At 37.8% G+C, this 16,026-nt stretch carries 14 protein-coding genes; 11 read left to right on the top strand and 3 right to left on the bottom strand.

What is annotated here, in order from left to right:
- Positions 1 to 9 precede the first annotated feature (9 nt).
- From ACU5DF_RS04600 to ACU5DF_RS04610, 3 genes are all read left to right on the top strand, one after another.
- Entirely contained in the window at positions 10 to 621 is a 612-nt protein-coding gene (locus ACU5DF_RS04600; RefSeq protein WP_446711961.1) for a glutathione S-transferase family protein, read from the top strand.
- Positions 622 to 815: 194 nt separating this feature from the next.
- Positions 816 to 959 (top strand): hypothetical protein, encoded by a 144-nt coding sequence (locus ACU5DF_RS04605; RefSeq protein ID WP_446711962.1) that lies wholly within the window; start codon positions 816 to 818, stop codon positions 957 to 959.
- A 130-nt stretch (positions 960 to 1,089) separates the two neighbouring features.
- Positions 1,090 to 2,937 (top strand): M3 family metallopeptidase, encoded by a 1,848-nt coding sequence (locus ACU5DF_RS04610; protein ID WP_446711963.1) that lies wholly within the window; start codon positions 1,090 to 1,092, stop codon positions 2,935 to 2,937.
- A 33-nt stretch (positions 2,938 to 2,970) separates the two neighbouring features.
- Here the strand turns inward: ACU5DF_RS04610 and ACU5DF_RS04615 are convergent, their stop codons facing one another.
- Complete coding sequence (locus ACU5DF_RS04615; protein WP_446711964.1) at positions 2,971 to 3,972, bottom strand: esterase/lipase family protein; 1,002 nt, start codon at positions 3,970 to 3,972, stop codon at positions 2,971 to 2,973.
- A 679-nt stretch (positions 3,973 to 4,651) separates the two neighbouring features.
- Between ACU5DF_RS04615 and ACU5DF_RS04620 the strand changes: the two genes are divergently transcribed.
- The 8 genes from ACU5DF_RS04620 (at position 4,652) to ACU5DF_RS04655 (ending at position 13,343) form a co-directional block, all read left to right on the top strand.
- Entirely contained in the window at positions 4,652 to 5,179 is a 528-nt protein-coding gene (locus tag ACU5DF_RS04620; RefSeq protein WP_446711965.1) for a prepilin-type N-terminal cleavage/methylation domain-containing protein, read from the top strand.
- Positions 5,169 to 5,705 carry a type IV pilus modification PilV family protein gene (locus ACU5DF_RS04625; protein ID WP_446711966.1) on the top strand — a complete coding sequence of 179 codons (537 nt, stop codon included), beginning with the start codon at positions 5,169 to 5,171 and terminating at the stop codon, positions 5,703 to 5,705. Before ACU5DF_RS04620 ends, ACU5DF_RS04625 begins: the two co-directional genes overlap by 11 nt.
- On the top strand, positions 5,705 to 6,508 hold the full coding sequence (locus tag ACU5DF_RS04630; RefSeq protein WP_446711967.1) for a PulJ/GspJ family protein: 804 nt from the start codon (positions 5,705 to 5,707) through the stop codon (positions 6,506 to 6,508). Before ACU5DF_RS04625 ends, ACU5DF_RS04630 begins: the two co-directional genes overlap by 1 nt.
- On the top strand, positions 6,480 to 6,908 hold the full coding sequence (locus ACU5DF_RS04635; protein WP_446711968.1) for an MSHA biogenesis protein MshP: 429 nt from the start codon (positions 6,480 to 6,482) through the stop codon (positions 6,906 to 6,908). The genes ACU5DF_RS04630 and ACU5DF_RS04635 overlap by 29 nt, the downstream gene beginning before the upstream one ends.
- Positions 6,898 to 7,842, top strand: a complete 945-nt coding sequence (locus ACU5DF_RS04640) for a DUF7305 domain-containing protein (protein ID WP_446711969.1) — start codon at positions 6,898 to 6,900, stop codon at positions 7,840 to 7,842. Before ACU5DF_RS04635 ends, ACU5DF_RS04640 begins: the two co-directional genes overlap by 11 nt.
- Positions 7,843 to 7,927: 85 nt before the next feature.
- Positions 7,928 to 10,606 carry a DUF8613 domain-containing protein gene (locus ACU5DF_RS04645; protein WP_446711970.1) on the top strand — a complete coding sequence of 893 codons (2,679 nt, stop codon included), beginning with the start codon at positions 7,928 to 7,930 and terminating at the stop codon, positions 10,604 to 10,606.
- A 32-nt stretch (positions 10,607 to 10,638) separates the two neighbouring features.
- On the top strand, positions 10,639 to 11,562 hold the full coding sequence (locus ACU5DF_RS04650; protein ID WP_446711971.1) for a M14 family metallopeptidase: 924 nt from the start codon (positions 10,639 to 10,641) through the stop codon (positions 11,560 to 11,562).
- Positions 11,563 to 11,867: 305 nt separating this feature from the next.
- A complete protein-coding gene (locus ACU5DF_RS04655) occupies positions 11,868 to 13,343 on the top strand; it encodes a peptide MFS transporter (protein ID WP_446711972.1) in 1,476 nt (491 codons plus the stop codon).
- A 131-nt stretch (positions 13,344 to 13,474) separates the two neighbouring features.
- Here the strand turns inward: ACU5DF_RS04655 and ACU5DF_RS04660 are convergent, their stop codons facing one another.
- Positions 13,475 to 13,915, bottom strand: coding sequence for a serine protease external chaperone (locus ACU5DF_RS04660; RefSeq protein WP_446711973.1), 441 nt, complete (start codon positions 13,913 to 13,915; stop codon positions 13,475 to 13,477).
- 23 nt (positions 13,916 to 13,938) lie between these two features.
- Positions 13,939 to 15,819, bottom strand: a complete 1,881-nt coding sequence (locus ACU5DF_RS04665) for a S8 family serine peptidase (RefSeq protein WP_446711974.1) — start codon at positions 15,817 to 15,819, stop codon at positions 13,939 to 13,941.
- Positions 15,820 to 16,026 lie beyond the last annotated feature (207 nt).

A 16,026-nucleotide genomic window follows, 5' to 3' on the forward strand; every position in this document is an offset into this window, starting at 1 on the left:
GACATCCACATGATCACATTGCACCACCTGAATAAATCACGCTCAAAACGCATTATCTGGTTACTAGAAGAGTTGGCCATAGATTATCAGATTAAAGGCTATCAAAGAGATGAAGTCACTCAACTTGCACCACAGGAGTTGAAAGATATTCATCCACTTGGTAAGTCCCCTGTCATTGAAGATAATGGATTAATTATTGCGGAGTCGGGTGCCATTACTGAATATTTAATTAATAAATACAATACTCAGCTAGCACCAAAAGCAGGCAGTAATGACTATGTTGAATATTCACAATGGATGCACTTTGCTGAAAGCTCAGCCATGCTTCCACTGTTACTGACTCTTTTTGTAGAAAAAGACGGCGCTGAAATGAACTTCTTGCCGGCTTATGCCAGTGCAGAAACGAGTAAGGTGCTTAACTATTTTGAATCTTCACTCACCAATAAACGCTACCTTGTTGGTGATACCTTATCTGGTGCAGATATCATGATGTCGTTCATTGTTGATATTCTAAAGCAACGTGGACAGCTTGGTTCGTTTCCTAATATCAGAGCTTATTCTGAACAATTAGAGACACATCCCGCACTTAATAAAGCCGATCAATTAGAAGCACAATACTAGTCTTATTTTATGAAGCTCAATCTGTTATAGACTGAGCTTTCTAATTTAATCTTCTCATTTACATCATCACATCACATCCACATTAAAATCAAGAAATAAACTGCAAGAATCACTAGACCAAGTCAGTAGTATTTCAGAGCAAAACACCCAAATCTCGGTTGCTGTAGAACAAATGGTAAAACATAGCTGACGAAATGAACACCAACATTCAATTAATTAATAGTGTCTGTTTAGAAACAAATAGTATTGCAAATGGAACAATGGAAGAGTGCCAAACACTTTCAACCACCATTCATTCTCAAGGATCTTTAGTGGCTCAGTTCAGAACATTAAGCTAACTAACTCAATTATTAAGCCCAATCTATAAATGGTTAGGCTTTTGATATCAACGTCACTATCTCTCTTCAATTTATGTCATAATCCCAAGGTATGGGCTTTGCCCTAAGGACTTAATGTAAAGGGAAGAAAATGACTGCCACCACTTACCTAAATGATTTAAATCAACGCTATCTCTCTATTCATCGCACCAAAGAAAACTTCTTTTGGGATACCTATATGGGTTTAAGCGATGATCATCAAGGCTCTACTGAAGCTGAAACTGCATGGACTAATTTTTTAAGTAATGCAGAACAAATCTCTGCAATTAAAAAACAAATCACACTGGCTGAATCAATCACTGATAATGAAGAAAAAAAACAAACCTTGATTGGATTAAAAGGATGGTTAGCGACATTTGAATCTCATGCTATTGAATCAGAACAAGCTCAAAATTTAAAAACCGAGCTGATCAAATTTGAAGCCGGTTTATTTGAGAAAAAACAAAACCACACAATGACGTATGTAAACGAAGAAGGTGAAACGGTTGAAGGCTCTCTTCCTGTACTCGCTTCTATTGTTCGCACTAGTGCTAATGCCGCAACACGTCAATCAGCACACCAAGCGTTTCTTGGTTTAGAGCAATGGCTGCTGCAAAATGGGTTTATTGAATTAATCAAACTGCGTAATAAATTTGCCCGCTCTCAAGGGTTTGATACTTTCTTTGATTATTCAGTCACTAAAAAAGAGAAAATGAGCGCAGATGAGCTGTTTACTATTTTGGATGACTTTGAAAAACGCACACGCGATTGTCATCAAAACAGCTTAAACCAACTAGCTACGGACAAAGGCAATGAGTCACTACTCGCGCATAATTTTGTCTTCTCGTTTGCTGGCGATGTAATGCGAGAGTTAGATCCATACGTGCCGTTCTCAAAATCACTGCGCCGTTGGATTGAATCGTTCGGTCGTTTGAATATTGAATTCTCAGGCGCAGAGTTAACCCTTGATTTATTGGATCGTAAAGGCAAATACCCAAATGGTTTTTGTCATGGCCCTATTCCTTCTTTTTATAATCAAGACCAATGGGTTGCCGCTAAAGTTAACTTTACTAGCAACGCAAAACCAGACCAAGTTGGCAGTGGTTATGACGGTATGAACACCTTATTCCATGAAGGGGGCCACGCTGCGCATTTCTCCAATGTAAAAATGAACGCTCCGTGTTTCTCACAAGAGTTTGCACCAACATCAATGGCCTATGCTGAAACACAATCCATGTTTTGTGATAGCTTATTAACCGATGCCGATTGGCTAAAACAATACGCGTTAGACGCGGATGGAAAGCCAGTATCGGACGCTATTATCAAAGTGATGATCGACAGCAAACAACCATTTAAAGCCTACCAAGAGCGCAGTATTTTAGTCGTTCCGTATTTTGAACGCGCTTTATACCAATTAAATGATGACCAACTGACGCCAGAAAACATTACGGCATTAGCTCGTCAATCAGAGAAGAACATTCTTGGTTTAGAGTGTAGTCCTCGTCCATTAATGGCAATACCTCATCTTGTTTCTGATGAAGCCTCATGTGCTTATCATGGTTATTTATTGGCTCACATGGCGGTATACCAAACCCGTGCGTATTTCACTGAGAAATTTGGCTTCTTAGCAGATAACCCTAAAATCGGACCTCTACTTGCCAAACATTATTGGAATGCAGGCAACAGCGTAAATCACAATGATTCTATTGTTGCCCTAACAGGTGAAGGTTTTAATGCGAAATACTTAGCGGATGAATGTAATTTATCTGTAGAAGACGCTTGGAAAGCAGAGCAGCTAAAAATAGCTGAGATGAACGCCCGAACTCAAGCCGATGTCATGCCATTACAAGCAAAAATCACCATTATTGATGGACCAAAAACATTAGCAAGTAATGCAAAATCAAATGCTGATATGTGTGATGAGTTTGAAGCCTATATTATGGAGACTTACGGACGCTAAACTGATTTCAGGGTGGTATTTATGCCACCCTGTTTATTTTAATATAGATGAATTAGAATTCTCTTCTTGAAAATAAAGCAGTTCAATTAAACGCGCTTGCTCTAACTGGTCAATTTTTCCGTTATCAATCAGCAATTGTTGGTCTTTTAAAATATCAATCAAATCTGTTGGCACCGAATCACCATTGCCGACAATTTCAACATGGCCTGCTTTCACCGTTATTGGGTTCGCATTAACGATGTCATCCACTTCTTGATTTGACTGCTCATTAACACTAAAAACGTAATCATCTTCAACGCATATTCCGTCATCATTGGTTCTTCTGCATGTATTGCGTTCATCCGTTTTAATCACTAGATGCTGAGAAACAGCAGGAACAAGATCTCCAGGTTGTTCAATAAAATCCGCGTTCGGTGGGATCTGCTGGTATTTTTCTCCTGTCACGGCATAACAAATTAAATCTACAATGCCGAGTGAAAGAATACGTAAAGAAGTCATCCCACAATGTGACGATATTTCAATGCCATTAAATGGAGAAGAGACGGTGGTAAGTTGCAGTTGTTTTGTCGCGACTTTTTTCTCATCGTCTCTATTAGCCGTAAGTGCCCGACGAGCCACTAAACCACCTTGGCTATGGCCAATCACATGCAAAGATTGATTGGGGTTTTCATTTGATAATTTATTGAGCGCAGAAACAAGTTCGCCAGAGGTTTCTTCTAAACTTTTTCTGTCATCATATTCAAAGCAAATAGCTTGTTGATCATATAAACCATAAACATCCGCTAAGGTTTTAAATTGACCCGCAGAAGCGAAGCAGCCATGAACAATAATGGTTAATGGTTCATCTGGATTTAAATGAATACTACTATCATCGTAATTGTTGCAGTGCTTTAGCCCATCAATATTCAGGGTTTGCTTAGTCAACATCGTTGGATCTTCAACCTTATCAATATCATTGACAGAGTTTGACGAGCAGCCAACAAGACCGAAAAGTACTCCTACACTGGCACATCGCAAATAGTCCATTTGATTCATTAAGGTTCATCCATAAACACAATATAAAACCATCATAGAGTATTTCTTACACCATTATTACCCCGAAGTGGCAATCAAATGAATATATCAATGATTGCTCTAAGAAAATAAACTAGTATCCAATCATAAATCAGACAGTGATATGTGTGATGATTTTGAAGCCTATATTATGAATACTTACAGCCGGTAATTAAAAAACCTCAGTGATATAGATAATTATCATTATTTATATCACTGAAAAATCTTTAATAATTAAATACTTGCTGAATAAACATAATTTCTTCAATGGTTAAGTATTGATACCACTCTTCCATAATAACTCTCCGACAGGGTAACAAAGATATTTATAAAGTAATACTAGCAGCTTTTTTACAGGATGAGTACCTGTTACTGATATAAATCTTTTTTGTTCCCGTTTTTTTAACCATTTACCTTATTTTCCTTCCATACACAACATCGCTAGCTAATTTATACTAAGATGATCGAAAGAATAAATTATATAAATCACTAATTTGCCCTTTTTTTACTTCTAATAAAAACTTTTCGTCGTAGAATGAATTATCTTTACTTCAATGTGGGTAAATGATTTACCTGATAAATAGTTACTCTATATACATAATTTAACTCATAAGAATGAACAGGTAATAACTAGAATTAGTATTCATTGTAGGAAATTATTATGTCATCAGCTAGGCTACACGGATTTACTCTCATTGAGCTAATTACCGTGATTATACTCCTCTCTATTATCTCCTTAAGTGCGAGCAGCTATTTTTCTGGTGTTAGCAGTTTATCTACACAAACGTTACAAACGGAATTACTCCGTTCTTTACGACTCACTCAAATTAGAGCGATGAATAGAAATGGCTATTGTAATCGTTGGCTTATTGATAAACAAAGAGCTCAACAAGTTAGCTTAGAGCAACCTTCCGAAGCTTGTTCGACAGCATTTCCTACGACACAAACAAATAATGCCTATCTTGAAAATGAAGATACAAGCTATGTAGCTATATTATCAAATCAACAAGCCTCTTTTTCCTTAGTTGCTAATGTAACTAACATTGATCTTAGCACTCCTTACGCTTTTGATTTTGATGGTTTAGGTCGTATAGCACAATGTCGAACAGCCAAATGTGAAATTACTATTACTGGCCAATCACAAGAAAAGATATGCATTGAGAAAGAGGGGTATATTCATGCCTGTTAAGCATCGGCAAGGGTTTAGTTTGATTTCGATTGTACTATCAATCGTCTTAATTAGTTTCGCACTATTAACGGTAACGACCTCTTTAATCCCTAAATCTCAACATAATGTTGAACTTATCTACTCAACAAAAGCGGCTGAATTAGGCTCAGCAATTATGGATGAAATATTAGGCCGTCAATTTGATCAAAATAGCGGGCCAAATGGTGGCGTTCCTGAATGTAATAGCCCCACAGGGCTTCTTTGTACTCTTCCTAATGACTTAGGTCCAGATACCGATGAAACTGATCGAACGTTATATAATGATGTTGATGACTTTCACGGCTTAACCGGATCGGTTGGTGATGTACTTGGTAACGATTTAGCCACCATTTACCCTAACTTTTCCATTTCAATTCGTGTTTTTTATGATGCTAACTTAGATGGTGTTGCTGATCTCGTTGCAGGTAACAGCAAGCGGATTATTGTCGATGTGGTAGATCCTAGCGGCCAACACTACGTTTTCGCAGTGATAAGAGGTAATTTCTAATGCTATATAGAAAGAAATTAATAGGGTTTACCTTATTAGAAATGATCGTCTCTATCGTTTTGTTGGCTGTGGTTGGTCTCTCTCTTAGTGCTATCATTCAACATAGTATGACTATCTACACCGATACGACTACTCGTGAAGAATTATTGCTTCAAGGTCGATTTGTCACTGATAGAATGCATAAAGAAATACGCGATGCCGTCCCTAACAGTGTGCAAGTTAACGCCACTAGTCGCTGTATAGAATGGTTACCGATCACTAATACCGCGGTCTATGAGGCCTTGCCTTTAGCACCTGAAAAATCTAATACCATGAGTGTATTACCAGAACATGGTTTTACTCAATCAGAACGCGTGGTTATTATGCCAATCAATGCTCAAGACTTACTTGATGATATACCAAGCAACGGATTAGATCGTGTCGCTGAAATAAAAAAGAACATCGATTTTACACCAGGTCCCCTAGCCACCACTGTAGATATTGAGTTTACTCAAAACACCAGTTTTACAGCAAACTCTCCAGCCCATCGCTTATTTGCTTATAAAACGCCTGTTGCCTACTGCCTAGAGAACAACCAACTATATCGTTATTCTGATTATCCATTAACTCGTAACTCGCTTGCTCCCGCAGATTTAACTGCTGGCACCCGTGAATTAATGGCTGAAAAAATTAAAAGTCTCCAATTTGATATTGAACAGGCATCATTAGTGCGTAATGGCTTAGTGAAATTGCAATTCATCTTTACGGATAATAATGAAGAAGTGAGGTTGGATCATGATGTCCTTATCGTCAACACGCCCTAAACGCCAAGGTGGATCTGCACTTATACTTACAATATTCGTGATCATTGTCATTGGATTTCTTGCTCTAATGGCAAATAAAAACCAACAAAAAATGAGTACTCATGTGGTTACTTCTATCATGGGAACTCGTACTAATATGGCTGCTCAATCCGCTATCCAAATGCAGATCAGTGAGTTTTACATGCAAAATTCTGGTAGTTGTTATAACGCTGATAATCGTGCTAGTTATAATTTTAGTGGAGAAGGATTGTCTCAATGCACAGCCAGTGTTGAGTGTAAAATCATAGGAAAATTAGATTCCGGCCTTATTGTACGCCAGTTAATCAGTACCGCACAGTGTCAGTTTGGCACAACAACATTACAACGTATTATTGAAGTAGGTATTCGTCATGAAAATTAATCACTCTAATATTTACTTAGCCACTTTGGCTTTTCTACTGCCTTGTATCGTATTTGCGGAAACGCCTATTTATGAACGAAATACTTATTTTCCTGGCGTAGCGCAAGGACACTCAAGAAGCTGTACGCCACAAAGTTCACCTCAATTAACCATGTATAATAATACTAAAATTAAGGGAACAAATGGAACATCTTTACATTTTTGTGCTACCAATAAAAATGATTTTCCTATTGATGGCTGTGAGGATACTGATGGAAGTTATACTACATGCTCTATAACCAAAACTAACAGTTTAGATATTCCTTTACTGACTTTTAAAAAATCATCTTCAAAAAATTCATCTAAATGCAATAACGGTGGCAGTTATACTTTTAACAATTCATCTTATAAGGATATTTCATCAAATAAATCTAACTGTTCTTTTATCATGAATAACTCAGAGCAGCGTATTAAAAAACTCGCATTAAATGGTGGTACGCTCACCATTCACTCTGGTGACTATTGGGTTGAAAGTTTACACATAAACTCCACTTCTCAAATTTATATTGAAGGTGATGTTCGTTTATTTGTAAAAAATGGGTTAGGTATTTATAACAACTCATTTATTAAAAAAAATACAGGCTCAAGTTTTTCACTTTATTCTTATAATAATATTCATCTTTCATCAGATGCCTCAATTGAAGGTGATGTATATGCATCAAATAATCTTGTTTTAGATAATACTAGCCATATTATTGGCCGTACACTCAGTGAAGACTTACGATTAAATAGCAGTGCTTATATCGAAGACAGTGATTCAACCCCCTTACCTCCAGTAAGAGAGTGTAATAATGATGAATTTAATAATGCCGATTTAACTGGACGCTGGATAACATCAAGCAGTAGCGGAACCTTCAATACCACATGTTGTAAATGGGCGCTTACAATTAACTGAAGCTAAAAAAAATCAATCGACTGCATCGTCGTTTCAGTATCGTTTTCCTTCTGCAGGAAATAAGATTGAAATTGAATTTGATTATATGGCACATGGAGGCGGAACTACAGGCGCAGATGGCCTTGCCATTGTATTCTCTGATTTCAAAAAAACACCACAAGCCGGAGCCTTTGGTGGCCCGCTTGGCTATGGCTTTAAACAATACGAAAATAAACCAGGCTTCAATGGTGGGTGGTTAGGCGTCGGCTTAGATGAATACGGTAACTATTCTCGTGAAGGGGGAAGTAAAAATCATACTCCAGGCTCATCCACAGCCCAATCAATTGTTTTAAGAGGTTCTGGTGACCAATTCTCTGGGTTTAACTATATCGAAGGGAAAAAAGTTAACACTGACATTGACAATAATACAGGGAAAAATAAAGTACATCGCTATCGTATTACTATTGATTCTACAAAAAATAATAAAGCAAACGTCACCGTAGAAAGAAGTATAGTCAATAAAGGCAAAGACCCTGTATTTGCAAAAGTTATTGGTCCAATCAATGTATTGAAAAATCAATATAATCAAGCTGATGTACCTGAAAATTTCTTACTATCGTTAACTGGTTCAACAGGTAGCGCAACCAATATCCACGAAATAGATAACTTCAAAGTTTGTGCGCTTGAGATGAAGCCTGTTGGTAAGCAAATCGACCATTTTGAGTTTGATCATTCCGCTATTGGTTCTACTTGTAATACATCAGATATCACACTTAGAGCCTGTGCAGATCCTACTTGTAGCACCCTCTTCACTGATGACATTAGTGTCACTTTAAATAGTAACACTCTGGGAGGAGATGGCTTTTGGGAAGGCGGTAATCAAATCATGATGCGTAATGGTATTGCAGGCTTATCACTTGGAAAATCAACGGCAGGCACAGCTAACTTAGATGTATCTGGATCGATTCCTTCAACAAAACCATTCAGTCATACTTTATGCAGAATAAATGGAAAAAACCCGAGTGTAAATAACTGTACTATCGAATTTAAAGAAGACGGATTAACGTTAAAAATACCTGATAAATTAGCAAATAAACCAGTAACAGCAACACTTCAAGGCTGTTCCCAGTATAGCTATACTGGCTTTCGAGCTATTGAGGTCACATCCAATTACATTACACCTACAAAAGGGGAGTTAAAGAGTAATACCAATGGTGAAAAACCTCAAGTCACCGTATTTGATGGCTCTACATGGTTACCTATTGATGCAACAACCCCGGCAAAATTATCATTAAATTTTACAAATAATCAGGCTCAGTTTCAGGTGAACTACCCTGATGCGGGAAAACTTCAACTCAATGCCAAAGACACACAAAGCTACTCTCAACCTGTTGGCTTTGGTAGTTTTGTCAGTTTCCCAATAGGATTAAGTGTATCTGTAACCGATAGTTCTGGTTCAAGTTCAAACAGTTTATGTTCATCAGAAGACATTACTTGCTCTATCTTTGCCCGTGCTGGTGAAATCTTCTTACTGAATGTAAAAGCACACGCTTGGGTTAGTGATACCGATATCAATATATCAAATAACCTAGTCACCTCTAATTACGCACAAAATTCACTTACTCTTAATCATACTCTGGTTGCACCTTCTCAACGTCTTGGAGGTAACAGTGGTACTCTGCTTGCCAATACTTACAACCACAAAGCAATAAAAAGTAGCATTAATACAATTAATCAAAGTATTAGTGAGGTTGGTGTATTTAATGTTTCGGTAACCCCCCCATCAAATTATTTAGGCAGTAATACATTTCAAATTAAAGCTGCCAATACTGCCTCTATTGGTCGATTCATTCCTGCCTATTTTGGATTATCGGCACCACAACCGACGATCACTAATGCTTGTGGTTCATATACCTATATGGGACAAACCTTCGAATTTAATTCCAAACCGACACTAGAGCTAATTCCGCTTTCTTATACTGGTGAACAAATTAAAAACTACAGTATTGGCTCATGGTGGCGTTATAACAATACCTGGGATCTTAGAACATACTCAGCACTGCCTTCTAAAATAGATGTTATAGATGCAGATACCACTTCTATACTAGGGAAACGTTCAGGCTTTGCGGTTTCAGGCAATGTTGTGAAACTGACTGGGGAAAATAAAGTGCAATTACAAAATGCTGAATTACGCTACCGTAAACCATTTTCCCCAATATCACCAACCTCAGATACTATAACGTTGACACTAAATGCAGATGATTTAAAAGATCAGGATAATGTGTGTTACAAAACGAGTATCAATGGTAATTGTCTTCCATATCCTTTCCCTATCACGCCAGAACATCGCCAAGAGTGGGGCCGCATAACAATGGAAGATGCGTATGGTTCAGAGTTAAACTCCCTAACGTCTCGAATTCAGACTGAATCTTATATTGGTAGTCATTTCATCCGCAACACTGACTCTTGTACAACACTCGCCATGTCTAATTTCAGTTTTGATGTAGGAAATGACGCTTCTGAGTTACCCGTTGGAGAGCAAACTACAGCAGCGAGCTTAGCCGATACTTCAGTGAGTAATGGAGTAACAAGCATGGATTTCACTGCTCCGGGGACTGGTGGGCAAGGGCAAGTAGTTCCTACCTTGTCACTACTTAACCTACCTTGGCTACAACAAGACCAAGACAATAATAATTCTTTTGAAGATTCGATAAAAGCCACCATTCATTTTGGGATTTACCGAGGAAGTGATCGTATTATATGGAGCCACGAACAAAATAATTAAATTTGTGTTGGGCTAAAATAAAGGAAATTATAATGAAAAACGATTACAGCTACCCAATTGGAACAAAAGGTCAACCTTGGGGCGAAGCAGAAAAAGCGGCTTGGCTTGCTACCATGACAGTAAAACGCTCATACCAAGAAGAGGTTGTTAGTAAAATCCAAGCATTAGCTGGACGCTTTGATGTATCACAATATGGGGCGCTCTCTTATGACAAAGAACGTTTTCCTTTGTTATCAATTAAAACCAAACAGTGGGATAGCAATAAACCAACATTATTAGTCAGTGGTGGCGTCCATGGTTATGAGACCTCTGGCGTTCACGGTGCTCTTCAATTTGTAGAGACTAAGGCCGAACATTACAGCCAATGGTTTAATATTGTCGTAGCTCCTTGCGTCAGCCCTTGGGGCTATGAAGTCATTAATCGCTGGAATCCAACAGCAACGGACCCAAACCGTTCTTTTTATGCTGACAGTCCTGCTGAAGAATCGGCAGCATTAATGGCACTCGTCACCTCACTTAAGACACCTATTTTTGCACATATTGACCTACATGAAACGACAGACAGTGATGAAACCGAATTTCGTCCCGCACTCGCTGCTCGTGATGGGTTAGCCTATATTGAAGGCTATATTCCTGATGGCTTCTACACGGTTGGTGATACAGAGAAACCAGCAACGGCCTTTCAAAAAGCAATCATCGATTCAGTTCGCACGGTTACTCATATCGCACCACCCGATACAAACAACCAGATCATTGGCTCAGATGTAGTGCAAGAAGGTGTTATTGAATACCCAACTAAAAAACTAGGTCTATGTGCAGGTCTAACTAATGCCGATTTTGTATCGACAACAGAGGTATATCCAGATAGTGATAAAGTGATCTCTCAAGAATGTAATGATGCACAAGTTGCCGCCATTGTTGGTGCTCTAAATTACCTATTCGCGCAAACAAAATAAAAACAATACCGTACGCATAATTAAATTATGCGTACGTAATGCTACGAAAACGATTCCGTTCTAATTATGACTAAAAAGCAGAATCCGCTTTTTTGAAAGGTTACTCTGCTTTACCCTCTCTAAATCCATCATATAACCATACGCAATTAGAACATAAACCCAACAATAAATAAAAATTCGAAACAATTAACTAATAAATATCCACATATATAGAACTAAAGTACTGCTTTTTGATAAAAGTCGTACTTTGTTACATTCTTTTAATGTTAAAATCACTAATAGATAATCTAATTAAGAGAATTGTTATGTGGAATAAACTCAATAAGTCCATGATGTTTTGCCAAATGATGTTTGGCTTATCATTCTATGGTGTAATGATCATTTTAACTCGCTTCTTCCTTGAAGAATTAAACTACAGTGAAGCCGATACCATGATGGTGGTTGGTGCTTTTTCATCCATAGGCCCTCTATTTGCGATCGCTGGTGGTTTCATTGCCGATAAATTTTTAGGTGCTTACCGCTCATTAACCATTAGTTACCTTGGTTTCTCTGTTGGTTACGCTTTACTTGTCTTAGGCTCTTACACAACCAATGTTCCAATGGCACTATGCGGTATAGCTCTAGCAAGTTATGGTCGTGGTTTAATGTCACCATCTTACCCAAGCCTTTATAAACGAACTTTTGATACTCAAGAGCACTTTGAAAACTGCTACCCTGTAAACTATTCAATTAATAATATTGGGGCGTTATTAGGTCAATACCTATTCCCTATGTTTGTTCTGGTATTAGGTTTCCACGGCAGTTTCTTATTATCTTCAATACTTGCATTCTTTGCGTTAGCAACCTTGGTGATTTTCCGTAAATCACTATTAACTGTTGGTGCAGATATTGATAAAGAGCCTGTAAGTACTAAAAACTGGGCTGCATTTTTAGTTACTTCTGCTGCTATGATTGGGCTTGTATTCTTTATGTTCTCTAACATGGATATTGGTCAAAACATTGTTTACGCAATTGGTCTTGCTGCTATTGGTTACTTCATTTTCTTAATGATAAAATCTGAGAAGTCAGATGCATTAAAGATGGGAACTATTCTTATTGTTACAGCGCTAACCACTGCTTTCTTTGTGTACTACGGTCAGATGATGACATCAATGACAATGGTAACCATTAACACTATGCGTGGTGATCTGTTCAACCTTATCCCTATCGCACCAGAAGCATCAATGGCAATGAATCCATTATGGTGTATTGCAGCTGGTCCTATCATTGCAATGACATTCTCTGCACTTGAGAAGCGTAATATTCACTTCTCAACAGCAACAAAAATTGGATTTGCTTTCATTCTAACTGCAATTGCTTTTGGTATTTTAACCATGGCTGTGATGAGTGTGGGTGAAGATGTGATTATTCGTCCTGAAGTGTTCCTACTTATTCACTTCTTCCAAGCATTTGCTGAAGTTATTGTGGGTAGTTTAGTTGTTGCATTCATTTTGTCTGTTGCACCTAAACACATCGAGGGCTTCTCTGTTAGTTTGTTCTCTGTGGCAATGGCATTGAGTGGTATTATTGGTGCCGTGTTCTCAACGTCTATCGCTCAAGAAAAAGGCCAAGTGATTACACAAGAGTTTGTACAAACTGTTTACGGTGATTATTTCCAACTACTAACGATTCTTGCCGTTGTTATGGTTGCTGTAGCATTTATAGCGTCGTTCGTTATTCGTAAAATGCTTGAAAATAGTAAACAAACTGAAGTGGCAACACTAACAGAACAAAAAGCGTAATATATCTACCGTTTCACTTTTGTATAAAAGCCCTGCTTTAGTTTAAAGCAGGGCTTTTTATTTTAATCATAATTATTTAAATAAATTGCTAAAAACTCACTAAACTTAGCAAAATTTGAAGATAACTACGATTAATTAGGCATTATATTCTGAAGGTTTAACTCTACTCGTACCGGAGTATCTACCTTAGTATTTAACGCCTTTTCTAGCTCGATAATATCAGTGCCTTCTTCAGCATTAAGTAATGCTAAACCATCAATATAGCCGATAAATTCAAGATTGAATTGCTCTGCAATATCTTTAGCTTTTTGCTCAGATACTTCAACTTCAATAGAGCCTGTAATCATTAAAGCTCTGTCATCTTGACTACTTACGACCTTATCACCAACACGTACAGAAGAAGTATTAACCTCGCCACTCTGACCGTGCCCTGCCGATGAAGCTCTAACAACCTCTTTACTATTTAACACCTTATATGACTGACCGTTAAGAACTACATCCTCAGCCAATGCTGAGAAAGAGATCAATGAACCCATAGCTAGAGAAAACAGTACATTATTTATTTTTTTCATGTGATTATTCCTTTCAATTATGCTTAGTGACCAAAGATTCGAAGTGACCAATTTTCTAACTGTCCATTTTCACGATTATTTGCCATTGGTATATTGCTAGTTCCATTTTCGTCCGTTTTATACGTAAATGAACGTGATTCACCACTGGTATCCGTAATGTGTAATATCCAGTTACCATCGCTGTTCTCACCATAGAACTTATGAGTTAGCATTGGGTGATCTCTGAAACCTGAGGCACCCTGTCCGATCGCATGTCCAACCATCCCATTACGTGGAGACATCAGGATGCTCTTAGTCCCTGCTGGAGACTCTAATTCAATCAATAAATCAGACATGCGTTGATGATCAATATTCAATCTTACTTGAACAGACTCAACAGTTTTATTACCTTGCTTAATGATGGTGCTATTGGTTGCTGTCTCACCTGCGTCTTGAATGACTAATGGCTCAACAAGTCGACTAGAAACCCAATTACCAACATCTAAAGCAGGAAGTTGCTCATAAGTTTCTGCGGCTTTTAATGCGGCATTTACATTAATTAAGCCAAAGCCATAATATGGGCTAAACCATCGACCTACACCATTTTGCTGCCAGCCTTCTAACCCTGTAAGAGTTTTTGATTTTCGTTTATCTGTTGTATAAGTTAACGAAATATCACCATAATTTTCATCAACTTGGGTTGCTGTCGTTGCTAACAAGTGACGAATATCACGTTGGGTTAAATTAGGGTATGCAGACATAATTAATGCAAACGCACCTGACGTATTAGGAGCCGCTGACGAGGTTCCATTCATGGTGCTATTATAATCACAAGTAGGATCTAGCTCGGTTCTCCCATGCAACAGATGATTTGGATGAGGATCACCCCTAAATCGGCTATTGTAACCCATATCACAACCAGTTAAATCCGTTGTAATATGTGCAGGAGAGTTATTACCAAATTCACCGCCGAGCGCCGTTAAAAATACACTACTACCAACAGTAGAGTAAGATGAACGTTCACCATCAGCATTAAGCGCACTTACTACTATATTCCAATAGTTTGCATTATCTCCTGCTTGGTTACTGTTTTGCCAAGGTAAACCAAAATTATTCCCTCTAGGAGCAATGTAATCACTACCTCCCATACCAATGCTGTTATAGCCATTACCTGCTGATTTAATAAACGCAGCACCTAATCCATTGTTAGAATTCATCGACATATCACGATAAACTCTCTCATTAAAATTGTTACTATAATCTGAAGATGTGATCCCACCAATGCCATAACTTTGGTTAAAGATACGAACATCATCAGAAAGCCCAGGTCGACCATGGCTGATATACCAATTTGTACCTGTTTGAGCCCCTCGTCTTAGAAAATTAAAACCTCGTAATTGAGCTTCAGGTGCCACGCCTTGCCCACCCATACCATTATCTCTTACCGCAGCAATAATTCCGGCTACCGATGTACCATGAGCATCATTTCGTGAAGTTGGCGTAGGATCTCGATCTCGACCTATAAAATCATACGACGCATTCGGAGTTATATTCGCCGCAAGATCAGGATGGCCAATTTCCAAACCATCATCGACAACTGCAACGTTAACGCCTTCGCCATAAATACCTCGACGATGTGCCCACCATAAATTCAGATCATTACCTGCAACTCCACCCCTTAAAGCAAAGCCATCTTGACCTGTATTCATTAAATGCCATTGTTGATCGGTAAAAGGGTCATCACCGGTAAGGCAACGAGATGCACTATTTCTAGAGATATCAATTGATTCACTTCCATCTAAAACAGCACATTCTTGCACTGGAGCATTTTCCAATATGCTTGTCGAAACGCCTGCTTGTACGATGAAAGAACAAGAACCTAGTATTGCACTTATAGATAATGCAACTGATGTTGATTTAAACATAATTATATACATCCTTATTATTATTAGCCTGAGTAATATCAAGCAAATAAATAATAGAATAAAGACTCTAAAAATAAATGGCATACATTCTATTTTGTGACATTGTTTCACATAATAGATATACAAAATTATATTTTTAATTTAAAAACAACTGAAATTAAATATACAAACCATCATTGCATAAAATTTTAAATAAAAATAAAGATA

The sequence above is a fragment of the Aliivibrio wodanis genome (assembly GCF_052920805.1).